General features: G+C 58.1%; 15 protein-coding genes and 1 pseudogene. 3 read left to right on the forward strand and 13 right to left on the reverse strand.

The window, feature by feature from the left end:
- Positions 1 to 42 precede the first annotated feature (42 nt).
- The gene (locus BMZ01_RS03540) at positions 43 to 1,344 is read left to right on the forward strand and encodes an amidohydrolase (RefSeq protein ID WP_092284484.1); all 1,302 of its coding nucleotides are present in this window, start codon (positions 43 to 45) and stop codon (positions 1,342 to 1,344) included.
- Positions 1,345 to 1,576: 232 nt separating this feature from the next.
- Entirely contained in the window at positions 1,577 to 3,970 is a 2,394-nt protein-coding gene (locus BMZ01_RS03545; RefSeq protein WP_092284486.1) for a glycogen/starch/alpha-glucan phosphorylase, read from the forward strand.
- Here BMZ01_RS03545 and BMZ01_RS03550 read toward each other — a convergent pair.
- Complete coding sequence (locus tag BMZ01_RS03550) at positions 3,963 to 5,429, reverse strand: phytoene desaturase family protein (RefSeq protein WP_092284488.1); 1,467 nt, start codon at positions 5,427 to 5,429, stop codon at positions 3,963 to 3,965. The two genes, BMZ01_RS03545 and BMZ01_RS03550, sit on opposite strands and share 8 nt — an antisense overlap.
- Before the next feature lie 249 nt (positions 5,430 to 5,678).
- Between BMZ01_RS03550 and BMZ01_RS03555 the strand changes: the two genes are divergently transcribed.
- Complete coding sequence (locus BMZ01_RS03555) at positions 5,679 to 6,272, forward strand: ClpP family protease (RefSeq protein WP_092284490.1); 594 nt, start codon at positions 5,679 to 5,681, stop codon at positions 6,270 to 6,272.
- Between the two features lie 66 nt (positions 6,273 to 6,338).
- Here BMZ01_RS03555 and pyk read toward each other — a convergent pair whose 3' ends face one another.
- The 12 genes and pseudogenes from pyk to hisB all read right to left on the reverse strand — a co-directional run bounded on the left by pyk (position 6,339) and on the right by hisB (position 16,779).
- On the reverse strand, positions 6,339 to 7,769 hold the full coding sequence (pyk, locus tag BMZ01_RS03560) for a pyruvate kinase (RefSeq protein WP_092284492.1): 1,431 nt from the start codon (positions 7,767 to 7,769) through the stop codon (positions 6,339 to 6,341).
- Positions 7,770 to 7,975: 206 nt separating this feature from the next.
- Positions 7,976 to 8,854: pseudogene (gene lgt, locus BMZ01_RS03565) on the reverse strand (prolipoprotein diacylglyceryl transferase); the annotation flags it as partial.
- A 77-nt stretch (positions 8,855 to 8,931) separates the two neighbouring features.
- Complete coding sequence (locus BMZ01_RS03570) at positions 8,932 to 9,729, reverse strand: beta/alpha barrel domain-containing protein (protein ID WP_092284496.1); 798 nt, start codon at positions 9,727 to 9,729, stop codon at positions 8,932 to 8,934.
- A gap of 266 nt (positions 9,730 to 9,995) precedes the next feature.
- On the reverse strand, positions 9,996 to 10,853 hold the full coding sequence (locus BMZ01_RS03575) for a TIGR02234 family membrane protein (RefSeq protein ID WP_092284498.1): 858 nt from the start codon (positions 10,851 to 10,853) through the stop codon (positions 9,996 to 9,998).
- Positions 10,854 to 11,021: 168 nt separating this feature from the next.
- Positions 11,022 to 11,411 (reverse strand): phosphoribosyl-AMP cyclohydrolase, encoded by a 390-nt coding sequence (hisI, locus tag BMZ01_RS03580; RefSeq protein ID WP_092284500.1) that lies wholly within the window; start codon positions 11,409 to 11,411, stop codon positions 11,022 to 11,024.
- Positions 11,408 to 12,184 (reverse strand): imidazole glycerol phosphate synthase subunit HisF, encoded by a 777-nt coding sequence (hisF, locus tag BMZ01_RS03585; RefSeq protein WP_092284502.1) that lies wholly within the window; start codon positions 12,182 to 12,184, stop codon positions 11,408 to 11,410. The genes hisI and hisF overlap by 4 nt, the downstream gene beginning before the upstream one ends.
- Positions 12,185 to 12,247: 63 nt before the next feature.
- Entirely contained in the window at positions 12,248 to 13,054 is an 807-nt protein-coding gene (locus BMZ01_RS03590) for an inositol monophosphatase family protein (RefSeq protein ID WP_092284504.1), read from the reverse strand.
- 12 nt (positions 13,055 to 13,066) lie between these two features.
- On the reverse strand, positions 13,067 to 13,846 hold the full coding sequence (priA, locus tag BMZ01_RS03595) for a bifunctional 1-(5-phosphoribosyl)-5-((5-phosphoribosylamino)methylideneamino)imidazole-4-carboxamide isomerase/phosphoribosylanthranilate isomerase PriA (protein WP_092284506.1): 780 nt from the start codon (positions 13,844 to 13,846) through the stop codon (positions 13,067 to 13,069).
- A gap of 10 nt (positions 13,847 to 13,856) precedes the next feature.
- A complete protein-coding gene (hisH, locus tag BMZ01_RS03600) occupies positions 13,857 to 14,522 on the reverse strand; it encodes an imidazole glycerol phosphate synthase subunit HisH (protein WP_092284508.1) in 666 nt (221 codons plus the stop codon).
- Between the two features lie 10 nt (positions 14,523 to 14,532).
- Positions 14,533 to 15,945, reverse strand: coding sequence for an MFS transporter (locus BMZ01_RS03605; RefSeq protein WP_092284510.1), 1,413 nt, complete (start codon positions 15,943 to 15,945; stop codon positions 14,533 to 14,535).
- Positions 15,946 to 16,170, reverse strand: a complete 225-nt coding sequence (locus tag BMZ01_RS03610; RefSeq protein ID WP_092284512.1) for a hypothetical protein — start codon at positions 16,168 to 16,170, stop codon at positions 15,946 to 15,948.
- Entirely contained in the window at positions 16,171 to 16,779 is a 609-nt protein-coding gene (hisB, locus tag BMZ01_RS03615) for an imidazoleglycerol-phosphate dehydratase HisB (protein WP_092284514.1), read from the reverse strand.
- Positions 16,780 to 16,833 lie beyond the last annotated feature (54 nt).

The following is a 16,833-nucleotide window of genomic DNA, read 5'->3' on the forward strand; positions in this document are numbered from 1 at the left end:
CCACCACGAACACGCGTGCCGAAAAACAGAGGGGGTCTTTTTATGACTACCACCCGCCCCACGGATGCTGAACCACTCAGCAACCACAGCGCCCAGGACATTGCCGCTGCGCTGGAAACCTACCATCCGCAGTGGGATTTTCTTCGCGAGTTCTATCAGGATCTGCACACACATCCCGAGCTATCGACTTTTGAAAAGCGCACCGCCTCCCAGATCCGCGCAGCACTGAGCGAGCTTGAGTGCGACGTGATTCCTGATGTGGGCGGCTATGGCATCCTCGCGATCTTCCGCAATGGTGAAGGCCCCACAGTATTAATGCGCGCCGATTTCGACGCGCTCCCGGTTGAAGAAACCTCTGGGCTGCCTTATGCCTCCACTATCACCATGGCTGATCACCGTGGGGTGGAATGCCCGGTCATGCATGCCTGTGGACACGATATGCACACCACCGGTTTGCTGGGCACAGCCCAGATCCTCGATTCCATGCGAGAGCATTGGTCCGGCACCTTCATTGCACTTTTCCAACCAGCTGAAGAACTCGGTAATGGTGCTGAAGCCATGGTCGCTGATGGCCTCACCGAGCTGATCCCCCGCCCAGATGTCTGCCTAGCCCAACACATTATTCCCGGCCGCGCCGGCCAGGTTATGAGCACCCCAGGCCCGGTTTTCGCAGCATGCGATTCCATCCGCATCACCATCACCGGGCGTTCGGCCCATGGTTCCATGCCACAGGCATCCATCGACCCCACCATCATCGCAGCGATGATTGTGCTTCGACTCCAAGCCATTGTGGCCCGCGAGATCGGTACCGCAGCCCCAGCCGTTATTAGCGTGGGTACCTTAAAAGCGGGCGATACCCACAACACCATTCCCGGTACCGCCGAGCTGGTTTTGAATACCCGCTCTTTTAGCGAAGAGATCCGCAACCGCCTCAACAAAGCCATCCAACGAGTCGTCCGCGCCGAATGTGAGGCCTCGGGCTGCCAGGTTGACCCCACCTTCGAGTACTTCGGTAGTGCTGCTGCAGTCACCAACTCCGCTGAAGTACACCACCACATCCGCCCGGTCTTTGACCAGGTCTTCGCCGAAGACTCCATCGACGCTGACCCTTCTTATGCCTCCGAAGATTTTTCCGAGATCCCCAAAGCCTGGGGTGTCCCCTATAGCTATTGGGTGGTGGGTTGCACTGATCGCGAGCTCTGGGAGCATGCACAAGCAAGCGGCGCGGTCGATAAATTGGTACCCACCAACCACACCGGGGATTTCGTCCCGGAGTATGAGCCCACCATCACGGCACTGTGCAAAGCCGGTACCGCCGGTGCGCTTTCCTACCTCTGGCGTTAACCCCTCACGCCCCGGGACCCAAGCCCCTCACGCCCCGGGACCCAAGCCCCTCAACCCCCTACCCCTCAGCCACCACACACCCCTTAGACACCACACCCCACCAGGGTTTGTGACCACCATCTCAGGATCGTTGTTGCAGACACCCCCGCTTGCTTAGTTCATCAACACCCATCGGCTACGCTGGCATAGATTCTGCCCACCACAACTTCAAGGAATTGAGTCAGCCAAAGCTATGAGCAGCAATGCCCAGATTCCCCCGCTGAGCACCACGACCGTCGGTGGTCATGTGCGTGCCGCGGCCGGCACCAGCCCCCAGACCTCTCCTGATCGCAAGTTCTGGTTCGGCCTCTCCCGCAACGTGATGGAACAACTTGCCGACCGCTGGGAAGACACCACCCAGGCCTACTCGGCAACCCGTCAACAGCACTACTTCTCCGCTGAGTTCCTGATGGGCCGCGCCTTGCTCAATAACCTCACCAACCTCGAGTTGGTCGAGGATGCTGAACAGGCAGTCGCCGAACTTGGCCACAACCTCAGCGATATCTTGGAATCCGAAAATGATGCAGCCCTCGGCAACGGTGGCCTCGGCCGCCTCGCCGCCTGCTTCCTGGACTCCTGTGCCACCCAAGACCTCCCCGTCACCGGCTACGGCATCCTCTACCGCTATGGCCTGTTCAAGCAGACCTTCGACCACGGCTTCCAGGTAGAGCACCCAGATGCGTGGAAGGAAGACGGCTACCCCTTCGTGGTGCGCCGCGCTGAGCAGCAACGCATCGTCACCTTCGATGACATGATCCTGCGCGCCGTGCCCTATGACATGCCGATCACCGGTTATGGCACCAAGAATGTTGGCACGCTGCGGCTGTGGAAGGCCGAGCCGATGGAAGAGTTCGACTACGACGCCTTCAACTCCCAGCGCTTTACCGACGCCATTGTGGAACGCGAAGCGGTCATGGATCTCTGCCGTGTGCTCTACCCCAATGACACCACCTACGCCGGCAAGGTGCTGCGCGTTCGGCAGCAATACTTCTTCGTCTCCGCTTCGCTGCAGGCCATGATCGCCAACTACATCGAGCAGCATGGCGAAGACCTCAGCGATTTCGCTAAGTACAACTGCATCCAGCTCAATGACACGCACCCCGTGCTGGCCATCCCAGAGCTAATGCGTTTACTCATGGATGATCACAAGCTCGGCTGGGATGCCGCCTGGAAGATCGTCACCGAAACCTTCGCCTACACCAACCACACCGTATTGGCGGAAGCCCTGGAACAGTGGAATGTCACTATCTTCCAGCAGCTTTTCAACCGCATCTTCGAGATCGTCTGCGAAATTGATCGCCGCTTCCGCGAAGATATGCGTGCCCGTGGGCTTAGCGAAGACACCATCACCTACATGTCCCCGGTCCATGATGGCACCGTGCACATGGCCTGGATCGCCTGCTACGCCGCCTACTCCATCAATGGTGTGGCCGCGCTGCACACCGAAATCATCAAGGCCGAAACCCTGCGCGAATGGCACAATATTTGGCCTGAGAAGTTCAATAACAAGACCAATGGTGTCACCCCGCGCCGCTGGTTGAAGATGTGCAACCCGCGCCTGTCCGAACTTCTGACCAAGCGCAGCGGTTCCGATGCCTGGGTCACCGACCTGGATGAGCTCAAGAAGCTTCGCGATCTCACCGAAGATGATGAGGTTATGCGCGAACTCGCTGAGGTAAAGGCCGCCAATAAGCGCGACTTCGCCCAGTGGATTGAAGACCGCCAGGGCATCACCATTGACCCAGAATCCATCTACGACGTTCAGATCAAGCGCCTGCATGAGTACAAGCGCCAGCTGATGAACGCTCTGTATGTGCTGGATCTCTACTTCCGCATCAAGGAAGACGGCGAGAAAAACATCCCGGCGCGCACCTTCATCTTCGGCGCTAAAGCCGCCCCCGGCTATGTGCGCGCCAAGGCCATCATCAAGCTGATCAACGAGATCGCCAACCTGGTCAATAATGATCCCGAGGTCTCCAAGATCATCAAGGTTGTGTTCGTGGAAAACTACAATGTTTCCCCCGCCGAGCACATCATTCCGGCCGCGGATGTCTCCGAGCAGATCTCCACTGCCGGCAAGGAAGCTTCCGGTACCTCCAATATGAAGTTCATGATGAACGGCGCTCTCACCCTGGGCACCCTCGATGGCGCCAATGTGGAGATCGTGGACTCCGTTGGTGATGAGAACGCTTATATCTTCGGCGCCAAGGTCGAAGAACTACCGGAGCTGCGGGCGCACTATAACCCCGCCCAGGTGTATGAAACCGTCCCGGGGCTTAAGCGCGCTCTCGATGCTCTCGTCGATGGCACCCTCAATGACGGCCACTCCGGCATGTTCCATGACCTGCGCGCCTCCTTGCTCGATGGTGGCGGCTGGGAAACCCCGGATGTTTACTATGTGCTCGGTGATTTCGCTTCCTACCGCGAAACCCGCGACCGCATGGCCGCCGATTATGTTGCCGAACCCCTCGACTGGGCCCGCAAGTGCTGGGTCAATATCTGCGAATCCGGTCGTTTCAGCTCGGACCGCACCATCAATGACTACGCCGAGGAAGTCTGGAAGATCTCCCCAGCTGCCATTAGCTAGCCTCACAGTCCGCTAGGACTTGCTCAGCTGCCCACCACCCCGCCATGCCGTGAACACCGGCCCCTGGCGGGGTGCTTGCTGATGCCAGATAAACCCCGGCCGGCCCACCTGCAGCACCCGAAGCACCACCACGCCCCACGCTCACCCGATGCGGCCGCACACTCAACCCCGGCCGCAATAACAACTGCGCCCCAGCCATACTCCCACCGGCAATATCCCCACCAACCAGATTCGGATTCCACGCCTCCAACTGCACCGGACTACTCATCTGCGTCCTTAACACCACATCCCTAAACCCCGGCGCGAAGCGCTCAATAGAGCGCATAATCGCCTCCCGCACCTCCCCCGGGTACCGCTCCACATACCCATGTGGCACATGCGCATAACTCCATAGCACCAACCCGCGCCCGGGATCCGCCGCATATTGCTGGCACACCATCACAAAAGGATGCTCCGGCAAACGGCCTGCCGCCGCCTCGGCTTCCGCCTGCGCAAACTCCGCCACCGTGCCACCCACATGCACGGTACTAGCCTCTCGCACCCGCGGATCCGCCCACGGCACCGGCTCACTGAGCAAAAAATCCGCCTTATACACAGCGGTGCCATAACGCCAACGCTTAAAACCCCGACGCTGCCGCACACTCAAATCCACCCCACCAAGGCCTGCTACCTGCCGCGGCGTCAGATTCAATACCACAGCATCAGCGGGCCCCAGATCCCGAATATCCTCCACCAAAGAATTCAGATGCACCCGCCCACCATGGGCTTCCAACACGCCAACTAAAGCATCCACAATCGCTTGGCTCCCACCACAAGCCACCGGCCATCCGCGCGTCATCCCTAAGGCCCCAAATAACATCCCAAAAGCACTGGTCATCGGCTTAGTGGGCGATACAATCGCATGCACCGCACTCCCGGCAAAAAGCGCCCGCGCAGCTTCGGTGCGAAAAAACTTCTCCCCCAAAAACTTCGCCGGCAACACCGCCGGAGCCCCAAAACGCATCATCGCCAAAGGATGCGGCGGCACCCGCAACATCGGACCCAAAAAATTCTCCAGGTGCTCATCAATATGCTCCACCACCGCGCCATGAAGCTGCTCCCAGGCGCGCGCATCTACCCCCAAACCATCCGCGGTCTGCTCCAGAGACGCGCTCAAAACCGCAGCCTCCTGCCCCACCAAAGGATGCGCCATCTCATAAGGAGCATGACACCAACGCAACCCATAAGACTCTAAATCCAAGGCCCGAAACGCCGGGCTCGCCACCCCAAAAGGATGCGCCGCCGCCCCCAAATCCACCACGGCACCAGGAAAAACTTCTCCCGAAGAACGCGCCGCCCCACCCGCACTCGCGCCCGCCTCATACACATCCACACGCCACCCCTGGCTCGCCAAGCGCGCCGCCGCACTCAACCCATTCGGTCCCGCCCCCACAACCACGGCACGCTTGATGTTAGTCATCGCATTCCTCAATCTTTCGGCACTCGATCATTCCCTCAAACTCTAGCTGCGCCGCTTCGCGCTATGTTTGCTTTCCCCGAGACCGTGGGGCTACGCCGCGGCGCGCTCCCCCACGCCCAGCAGGCTTCCGCAGCTTTGCCGCGCGCAGTTGCTTCCACACGCGAGTAGAAGAACCCACGGCAGGTTCCCTTTTACGCTCTTAGCGAGCTTTCCCCAACCAAAGAATAAACGTGATTATCTTCCTGAAGTATGTTGAATACCGTCTACAAGCCCAGCGCCAATGACGCTGAGGATTCACCACAAACCACCCCTGCCCCCACACCACCCATTGAAGCCCTGATCCAGCAAGGTCTTTTCGATGGCCGCACCGTCACTCTTTTCGGTGAGGTCACCAGCGAACAATGCCAATCCATCTGTGGGCAAATGCTCGCGGGAATGATGGTCTATGACCTCATCAAAGTCCTCGATGCACCGGTGCGTACCGTGGCCCTGGGTCTAGCCACTTCCATGGACCAATTCTTACTGAGTGCTGGTACCAAAGGTCCTCACTGGGTATTTCCTTCAGCACGTGTCATGATGCACCAGCCTTCCTCCGGTATCGACGGTTCGGCTGAAGATGTCCGCATCCAAGTCGAACTGCACCGGCTGACCCGCAAACACTTCGAAGAAAAGCAAGCCAAAAACACCGGCCAAAGCATTGAAACCATTCACCGCCATTCCGAACATGACCGTTGGTTCAACGCTCATGAAGCGGTCGACTATGAGCTCGCCGATCATGTGGTGAGCTCCTGGGATCAGGTCAAGGTGCTCAAAATGAAAACCCCCGAAACACCCAAGCCCTGAACCTCCCTACGGCAGCACGAAGGCCCCTTGGAAAGATCTTCCAAGGGGCCTTAGCGTGTTCAGCTTTTAGCGCTGATTACCTACCGAGTAGTTTTCACCCAAGAGGTGCACGTGAATCATGTTGGTGTTGCCGGAAACTCCCGGAGGGGTACCAGCGACAACCACCATCATGTCATCAGCTTCATAGGCATCCATGGCCAACAAAGCGGAATCCACCTGGTGCATCATCTCATCGGTGCTATTAACCGAGGGGCACAAGAAGGTCTCAGCACCCCAGGTCAGTGCCAATTGGCTACGCACCGCCGGGTCCGGGGTGAATACCAATAGCGGCAGCGGGCTATGCAGTCGAGCCACGCGGCGGGCGGTATCACCAGAGGAGGTAAAGGCCACTAATGCGCGAGCGTTCAAGCGCTCAGCAATATCGCGTGCCGAATAAGAAATCACACCACGTTTGGTGCGCGGCAGGTGCTGCAAGGGCGGGCAGCTGCCGTCGGTTTCCGCACGGCGCACAATGCGAGCCATGGTGCGAACCACGTTATGCGGGTTAACGCCCACCGAGGTTTCACCAGAAAGCATCACAGCATCGCAGCCATCTAGCACCGCGTTGGCCACGTCGGAGGCCTCAGCGCGGGTGGGGCGCGAGTTCTCGATCATGGAGTCCAGCATCTGGGTGGCGACAATAACCGGCTTGGCGTTTTCACGCGCAATCTGAATGGCGCGCTTTTGGACCAAGGGAACTTCTTCCAAGGGAACTTCCACACCCAGGTCGCCACGGGCAACCATAATGGCGTCGAAGGCCAAGACGATGGATTCCAAAGCTTCCACAGCTTCGGGCTTTTCCAGCTTGGCGATCACCGGCACGCGGCGACCCACCTCATCCATGATCTCGTGAACCAATTCCACATCCGCCGGGGAGCGGACGAAAGAAAGGGCAATAAAGTCCACCCCAAGGTTCAGGGCGAAGCGCAGGTCATCTTTGTCCTTCTCGGACAGTGCCGGTACGGAAACATCCATGCCCGGCAGGGAGACACCCTTGTTATTAGAAACGGGGCCACCTTCGATGACCTCGCAGATAACGTCGTTGCCTTCTACACCCTTGCAGACAAGACCGACCTTGCCATCATCAACCAGCAGGCGATCGCCCGGCTTGGCGTCCTTGGCGAGGTTCTTGTAGGTGGTGGAAACACGATCATGGGTGCCGGGCACATCATCAACGGTGATGCGTACGGTTTCGCCGGTCTCCCAGACGGTGGCGCCATCAACGAAGCGGCCGAGGCGAATCTTGGGGCCTTGGAGGTCAGCCAAGATGCCAACGGCGTGTCCGGTTTCGTCGGTGGCTTCGCGCACCCAACGGTAATTCTGCTCGTGATCGGAGTGATCCCCGTGCGAGAAATTCAGGCGGGCAACATTCATGCCGGCGCGCACGAGTTCAAGGATGCCTTCCTTGCTCGCAACCGCGGGGCCTAAGGTACATACAATCTTTGTTCTTCTATCCACGAGCCCCAACCTACTCTCTCTTATGCCCCAGGCCAATACCCGATCGGGCAGATTCCCACATGTTTACTGTCCGTTTACTCTCGGGTCACAGTGGTTTATGGGCCAATACACCAACTACGCTGCTCTTAAGGCCACATTCACCACATAGAGTCCACGGTTTTGGTGCGGCAGGCTACCTGACCACAGAAGTGTTGCTTCACTCACATGGCCTGGTTTACCGCAACTTCACCTTGAACTTCCGCGGGGGTTTCCCTTCGCATTTTTAACAGTCGCGCGGCAATCGTGGCGGCGATAATAAACACCACCGCAGACACAATGGTGTTGATCCGCAGCCCAAAGACATGCGTTGCTGCATCTGCGCGCATCGCTTCTACTGCAAAGCGTCCCAGCGTGTAGCCGGCCACATAGAGTGCGAAAACCGCGCCATGGCCGAGTTGCGCGCGACGATCCCAGAGGATCAAAAGCACACAGATCAGCACATTCCACAGAAGTTCATAAAGGAAGGTGGGGTGCACCGTGGCCACCACTTCCCCGGTGGAATGCCCAGTAAGCGGTGCATATAGCCCATTAGCGTCAACGCGGTGGTAGATCTCTAATGCCCAGGGCACATCGGTGGGTCGACCATAAAGCTCCTGGTTAAACCAATTTCCTAAGCGCCCAATCGCCTGGGCCAAGATAATGCCGGGGGCCACCGCATCGGCGAAGGGGGCCATGGGGATCCTTTTGACCTTAAACATCGCCCACACACCTAAGGTGCCCAGTGCTACTGCACCCCAAATACCTAAACCACCATTGGTGATTTTGAGGGCATCAATGGGGTTGCAGTCGATGCAGAAGTATTTATCGTGATCGGTGATCACGTGATAGAGGCGGCCACCAATAATGCCGAGCGGTACCGCCACAATGGCCGCATCATAGGTCAGCTCCGGGTTGCCGCCGCGGGCAGCATAGCGGCGCCTGGTCATCCATAAGGCGACAATGATGCCGGTAATAATGCACAGCGCATAGGCGCGGATAGGAATAGGGCCAAGGTGCCAGACACCTTGGGGCGGTGATGGGATGGTCGCGAGGATGTACTCAGTCACGGTTCATAGTGTGCCCTACCTTTCACCCTGGGCACCACTTCGCTCCCCCGGCGGCGGTGGTTCCTTGCGGCCCAGGCTTAGCGGGATGGGCAGGCTGGGTGCAGCCCAGCACTACATAGCGACGCGAGGTTGCTCACCTTTGGTGCTAAGGAATATCGCTCCGGGTAGGTAATTACCGCATCAGCACCTGCTGCGGCATAGGCCATCACCTCAGCTGGGCTGGCCACTGGTTCCAAAGCAATGCGCAACACATCTTCGGGCAGGTTTAAGGCCATTGCCGATAGTGCGCTTAAGGTACTGACCCCCAGGATTTTCGCTCCCACTGCTAATGCTCGTGTCACATCAGCTGGGTTGCCCACCTCAACTATTACTTCCATGCCCAAAGACGTTGCTCGTTCATAAAGGCCAAGCAAGCGTTCTTGTTCTAGCAAGCTGGCGCGTAAGCAGATGGCGTCCGCACCAAAGGCACGGGCTTCTAGCACCTGGTAGGGCTCAATGACGACGTCTCTTAAAATAAAAGGCAGCAGCATCGCTGCTGGAGAATTGTGTGCCCACCCGCAATTGCGCTGGCTAACGCACTGTGTATCCATCAACGGGCAGCAGATACCGGCAACTAAGGTAACTCGGGCATCGTCTAAATCACGGACATAGGTACGCATCCGTTGTTTATCCGCACAGGGGTCGCATCCAGCAATAACAGTGCAGCCCGGGGAAGATAAGAGGCCAACAATTTCTTTGCCGCGCTGGCTAGGTTGAATGCTTTGACGCAATTGTTTAAGGGGCACGCGTGCTTCGCGTGCGGCAACGGCGTGACGCACCGCCGAGACGAGCCCTGGGATGCTCCAGCGGCGATGACTATCAGATGGAGTGGACATTTCACCTCCCGCACCAGATGCTCCGGTGCGCCTCTGCTCGAGGTGCTAGGAAAATCCGGCTAGCTAGTGATCCGCGACACGATCCCTCGCGGTTCTGCTCCAGAGTAATGCCGCCAACCTACGAAGCCGAAACTTCTGTAGACCCCCTCCTACCCCCGGACATCAGATCTACCCTGTGGCCTGCGAAATGATCTTTGGGGTGTGCCCACAGTACCCCCACCACCATTTTTCGCACCCAAAACGCTCACCCCAAAAGCAGCGAAATGCTATGGCCGTTCCGGCGCCTGCGGTGCCTCCGGGGCCTGCGATGCCTCCGGCGCATCCGGATCCGTTGGCGGCAAATCATCCGTTGGGTCCAGATCCGCATCCAAGGCATCCCACATCACGCGCCCGGAATCCGGGCTTTGCGCTAAATCTTCCGCCAGCTTCGCTTCCCGATCAGCTTTCCGCTCAAAGCGATTCGCCTTCGCCGTGTCCTCACCTGGGCGCATCGCCAGCACAATGCTGCTAACTAAAGCCAGCGCGCAGAACACCACAAACACCACGGTCGCCACATAGTTGACCTGCATGTCCTGGATAGTGGCCCACTGGCTAATGGTTTGTGGTTCGGTGGCTTTAGAGCTGGTCAAACCATCAACCAACAAGCTATGCGCGCGCTGCGGGTCCGCCCCATAAAGTGCTAGATGAGTAGCCGGCCAGCTAGCGATCACTGCCGCAATGGCTGCCATCGCCCCAGCTAAACGCCGACCAATCTTCTTTAGCGACAAACCCGCAATCGCAGCGACCAAGAGCAAGGCAGCTAAGGCAGTGGTGGCGGTTGACCAGCTTGCTCCCGGGATAGAGCGGGTGACATCACCGGTCTTATCATCAAAAGCCACGACCTTCAGCCAGGTGGCGCGTGCTGCAAACCACTGCCCCACTGCGCCCAGTGCGATCCCTAAGGCGGCGATCCGCGACACCTTCCGCGAATGAGTCCTACCCGCACGCCGGCCTTCATGGCCTAGCGTCTCGTGGCCCACAGGCTCATGGCCGACGGCCTGATGGCCTTCGCCTTCATGGCCTTCGCTCTCGTGGCCTTCGCTCTCGTGGCCTTCGCGTGCTGGTTCGCTTGCTCGGGTGCTCATAAAAATCTGCTGCACTTCCGTACTCGAAGAACTAGGGATATCAACTATAAGGAACTAGGGAACAAAGCCGCAGCCAGGGCGGCAACCACGGCCCTCGCCACGGCAGCCGCCGCGACAGCCACCGCCGCAACAACCGCGGCACCACATGACTGCTAGCCCAGCATTTTCCTAGGGCAATAAGGGGTCAGCATCAAAGCAACTATGGTCCCCAGTGTGGCAAGCCCCGCCGGTTTGCTCCACGGTCACCAACACCGTATCGCCATCACAATCCAATCGGCATCCCGTTACCTTCTGGGTATGCCCACTGGTTAAACCCTTAATCCAATACTCTTGGCGCGACCTCGACCAATAGGTGCCCCGCTTCGCAGCCAAGGTGTAGGCCAAAGCATGTTCATCCATCCACGCCATCATCAGCACACTGCCATCACTAGCATCCTGCACAATCGCCGGCACTAAACCCTGGTCATTAAAACGCACACGCGCAGCAATCTCAGGATCAAGCACCGCATCTTCCGGGCGCTCAGGGACTGCCCCCGCGTTGGGATCCGAAGCACTCATAGTCGCACCTCCTGGCCTGCTGCAGCCATAGCTTCCTTTACTTCGCGGATGCTCACATCCTGGAAGTGGAAAATCGAGGCAGCCAACACCGCATCCGCCCCAGCTTCTACCGCCGGCGGGAAGTGCTCAGCTGCACCCGCCCCACCAGAGGCAATAATCGGTACATTCACCGCTTCTCGCACCCTGCGCAGCAGCTCTAAATCAAAGCCTTCACGGGTGCCATCGCCATCCATGGAGTTCAGCAGAATCTCGCCTACCCCAAGTTCTTCACCGCGGCGCGCCCACTCAATGGCATCAATGCCTGCCGAACGCGTCCCACCATGGGTAGTCACCTCAAACCCCGAGGGTTGCGGCTGCCCACCTTCGGGTACGCGGCGCGCATCCACACTCAACACAATGCACTGCGCACCAAATCGACGCGATAACTCCCCCAATAATTCCGGCCGCGCAATAGCTGAGGTATTCACGCTCACTTTATCGGCGCCAGCACGTAGCAGCTGATCCACATCCTCTTCACTTCGCACCCCACCGCCCACAGTCAGCGGAATAAAAACTTGTTCGGCGGTACGGCGCACAACTTCCAACATGGTGCCGCGGCCTTGTTTAGAAGCCGATACATCCAAGAAGGTCAATTCATCAGCGCCCTCTTCGTTATAGCGTTGCGCTAATTCCACTGGATCGCCCGCGTCCCGCAGGTTCTCAAAGTTCACGCCCTTCACAACGCGCCCTTGATCCACATCCAGGCAAGGAATAACTCGGATTGCCAAACTCATTGCTTTTCACAAGCCTTTCATAAACAGGAAACTTAAGCGCACCACAAAGGTGCTGGTACAAGATTATCGGGAGCTCATCAGCGCATCCATGGTGCGCATAATGGTGCGGTGCGCACGCGGATTACCCGCCACCACCCCAGTGCAACTCGGCCGCCACGGACGGCCCTTAATATCGGTCACCACTGCCCCGGCGCTGCGCAATAACAGCACCCCAGCAGCGTTATCCCACACATGCGGAGAGAAACTCACGGCCCCACCAAAAATCCCTTGGGCGGTAAATCCCAAATCCACCCCAACTGATCCGGTAATCCGCGGGCGTAAGAAAGTCTCCGCCAATTCAGCTAATAATCCGCGCCGCAGCATTCCCGGGAAATTAGAGTCATGCTGCGCCCCCACCGAGGAAAATCCCACCTGCGCAACCATATCGCCGCTTTCCTTCAAAGAAGGTTGCGCCCGACCATTCACATATAAAGGCGAACCCTCATAGGCACATAAACGACGCCCCAAAAGCGGCATACTCGTAATCGCTAAACGCGGCTGCCCGGCATGCAATAAAGACACCAAAATCGCGCACATGGGGTTCCCCGCCGCATAATTCGCGGTGCCATCAATTGGGTCCACCACCCATAAAGTGTCAGCATCCGCATCGCCCCCGGATTCCTCCCCAAATACTGGAATTCCGGTGAGCTCAGTTAAGCGCTCTTTCAATTGCGCTTCAATCTCAATATCCACCTCAGTGGCAAAATCCCCGGCCGGCTTCAGGCGCGCCGGATCCGCACCCAAGCCATCGGCAAAAATCACTTCAGATTCATCCACGATGGCTTCGGCAATAGCTAATAAGCTGCGGGTATCGAGATCGGATTCGCTCATTGGGCTGCGCGCTTAATCGAGATCGGGGAGCTCGGGGATCAGGTCAGGTGCGGGTTCCACATTCTTCACGGCTGCCAGTGCTTCTGGCAGGTTCACGCGAGATTCATACAAAGCCTTGCCGATAATCACCGAATCAATGCCTTCTGCTTGATAGCGCGCCACATTAATAATGTCCTCCAAGGTGGAGATGCCACCAGAGGCCACAATCGGTGCTTCCGTAGCAGCAGCCACATCGCGCAAAAGCTCAATATTCGGCCCCGTTAAGGTGCCATCCTTAGACACATCGGTGACCACAAAGCGTTGGCAACCATCAGTATCTAGGCGTTCCAGTACCTCCCAAAGGTCACCACCATCAGATACCCAACCATTACCACGGGTGCGCCACTCCCCATCGATCTCCCGCACCGCAATATCCACCGCAATGCGATCCCCATACTCTTTCAAAGCCTGGGCAATCCAGGTGGGGTTTTCTAAGGCAGCGGTACCAATATTGACCCGCTTCGCACCCGTGGCCAGGGCGCGCTCTAAGGAAGCATCATCGCGGATACCGCCGGTGAGCTCCACATTAATGTCCAAGGTGCCGGCAATCTCAGCGAGCAACTCGTGGTTGCTGCCGCGATTAAAAGCCGCATCGAGGTCCACCACATGCAGCCACTGCGCGCCCTGGGATTGCCAGAACTTCGCGGCCTCAATGGGGTCCCCATATGACTTTTCGGTGCCGGCTTCGCCTTGGTCCAGGCGAACGGCCTGGCCGTTGACGATATCGACTGCGGGAAGAAGCGTGAAACTCATGAAGGCAATCCTAGCTGGCAGTTGGGGTTTTCAGGCTACGTACCCAATTTCGGAGCAGAACTTGGCCTGCATCCCCGGACTTTTCGGGGTGGAATTGCGTGGCCCACAAGGGCCCATTTTCCACCGCCGCAACAAAGCGGTCCCCCTCATGCTCCGCCCAGTGCACCAAGGGTGCCTGAGTCAGATCATCGGTTTCTAGCTCCCAGTTCCGCACCGCATAGGAGTGCACAAAGTAAAAACGCTCATCCGCAGGCAAGCCGGCAAACATCTCAGAGCCAGCTTCCTGCTCAACGGTATTCCACCCCATATGCGGCAAAATCTTAGAATGCAGTTTTTCCACCCGCCCCGGCCACTCACCACAGCCTTGTGCCGTCACACCATGCTCATCCCCGGAGTCAAATAGAACCTGCATCCCAACGCAGATCCCCAACACCGGGCGGCCCCCAGCCAGCCGCGAACCAATAATGCGGGCACCTTGGACTTTGCGCAGCCCCTTCATGCAGGCAGCATAGGCCCCTACCCCGGGAACCAATAGCCCATCAGCATCCAGGCAGACCTGCGGATCATGGGTGACGGTCACCTGTGCGCCGGCGGCTTCCACGGCGCGTTGTGCGGATCGTAGATTGCCGGAGCCGTAGTCGAGCAAAGCGACATGTGGTTGCTGTTGAGCTGTCATGGTTAAAAAACTATACGTCCTCTTCTTCGCGTCGCTTCCAGCCAGGTCGCGGTGGGCGACGAGTCAGTAGCTTCGTCACTGGAACCGGGGTGGTGGCAACCCTACGGATCTTGCGGGCGGAGTGCACCGCCTTACGTGCCACCGGCACCTGACGCAGGCGAGCACGCATATTGTTGTACTCCGCAATGCGGTGGCGGCCAATAATGCGGTCCGCGATCGTAGCCAGGAAGCCAATAAACACAATGAGTGCGCCAGCCCCGAAGGAACCCTGGTAGGCCAGTTTCCCGGCAATGATGCCGAGTACGAAGGAACCCAAACCAGTGCCCGCGTCATAGGAGGAGTTCCAAATGGCACTAGCTTCGGACACCTTCGAGCGTGGCAGCCGGAAGAACATCGACAACAATGCTTCGTTTTGCACGCAGCCAAAGCCGGCACCAAAGAGAACTGCAGCAAGCACCAGGAACCATACTGACCAGCCTTGGGCGACCACCAGGGCCATGACAGCCAAGCCCAGCATGCCGGTGATCTGGCCAAAGAACATCGTGGATCCCGGTTCACCACGACGATCAGCCACCACGCCGGAGCCATAGCGGAAGATCATCTGCGCTCCACCAACCACCGAGAGCATCACACCACCAAAGATGGCGCCATCAACTGGGTCAATATCATTCACCGCTGCGGGCAAGAAGGAAGACACCGCACCGAAGCCCATCGCCAGAGTCAGCACCGCCAATGCAGGTACCGTCACCAGCTTCCAGGTGGCAACCGTCGGAATGAGTTTTTCTTCCGGATGATCATAGGTACGCGGTTTTGCCTTTGGGGCGGCTTTTAGTCGCGGGATCCGCAGGCACATCAGTGCTGCCACCAAAGCGGTACCAGCGGCCACCAGGTAGATGGTGTCGAACCCGAAGTTATGGGCAATGGCGAGTCCGGAAGGCAAAAAGACCATTTGGGATAGGCCAATGAATACGCCCAAGATTCCGGAAGCTTTGCCAAGGAAACGCACCGGCACTAATTCCGCTACCAGCGCTGCTTGGGCAACAGTTAAGGCACCGAAGCCAATGCCACGCAGTGCGGAGAAGAAAAGCACCGGGACAAGATCCACACCCAGCAAGTATCCCAGTGCTGGGACACCCAACATGAAGGCAGAGAACACCATGGTTGGGTTATAGCCAATGGTGCGTAGCAGCCGTGGGGTGATCATCTGGGTGAGCACCGTGGTGGCCATGAAAATACCGGTAGAGCCGCCGGCTAGGGCGTCGCTTCCGCCGTTGTCGAGTACCGCCAGCGGCACAACGGGCAGCAATAACGCCCAGCTACCGAAGGCTGCTGCTACAGCGATGAGGGTGGCAGTAAAACCCGGACTGCGCCACACACTGTCTAGTTGCTCGATCTCAGCGCGAGTCAGGGTCGTCGTTGCCACTTACGTCATCACTCCCATCAGCCACATCACCGCGGCCACTAGGGCCACAGCAGCAAGAACAGCAAGAATAATTGTTATCAGCTTGTGGCCCGCCTGATAGGCGGACCAGGTGCCACCGGTTAATAACCCGGCGGCGATAAAGAGAAGGTAAACCAGCCAATCGGAGCGGCGTTCTTCTTCCGCTAAAGGAAAGGCCGCCGCTACTGTAGCAAGTTCGTTCAGCACTTAGAGCGCCCCCTTGGTACTAGGCACACCCTGAATGCGATCATCTCGCTCCACGGCTTGACGTAGCGCTCTGGCCACGGCCTTGTATTCCGCCTCCGTGATGTGGTGCGGGTCGCGGCCGTAGTGGCAAATCACGTGCAAGGTGGTCCGCGAGTTCAGCGCCAGGGTTTCAAAGAAGTGGTGGTTAATCACGGTGGCGTAGTGCCCACCGATGATCTGGCTAACCATGTGGTCCGGTTCCCCACGCATGACAAAGTAGGGGCGGCCAGAAATGTCGATAACGGCTTCCACCAGGGTTTCATCCATGGGTAGCTGCTGGGAACCAAACCGGCGGATGGATTCCTTATTCCCTAGTGCGTCAAGCAGTGCTGCTCCCAGAACAATCGCGGTGTCTTCGACAGTGTGGTGTGCATCGACCTCAATATCACCGACTGCGTGGACTTTGAGGTCGAAGCTGCCGTGCACCCCGAAGGCGGTGAGCATGTGGTCGAAAAATGGCAGCCCGGTGTTGATGTCCACTTGTCCCGAACCATCGAGGTTGATTTCTACTTCGATGCGGGATTCGCTGGTGGCTCGCGATGCGCGGCCGATACGCGGAGTGATGGTCACAGCTAAAAGTCCTTCTTAGAGGGATAAGGCGAGCAGGGATTCCAAATATTTCGA

It is taken from the genome of Corynebacterium spheniscorum (assembly GCF_900113445.1).
Lineage (GTDB): Bacteria > Actinomycetota > Actinomycetes > Mycobacteriales > Mycobacteriaceae > Corynebacterium > Corynebacterium spheniscorum.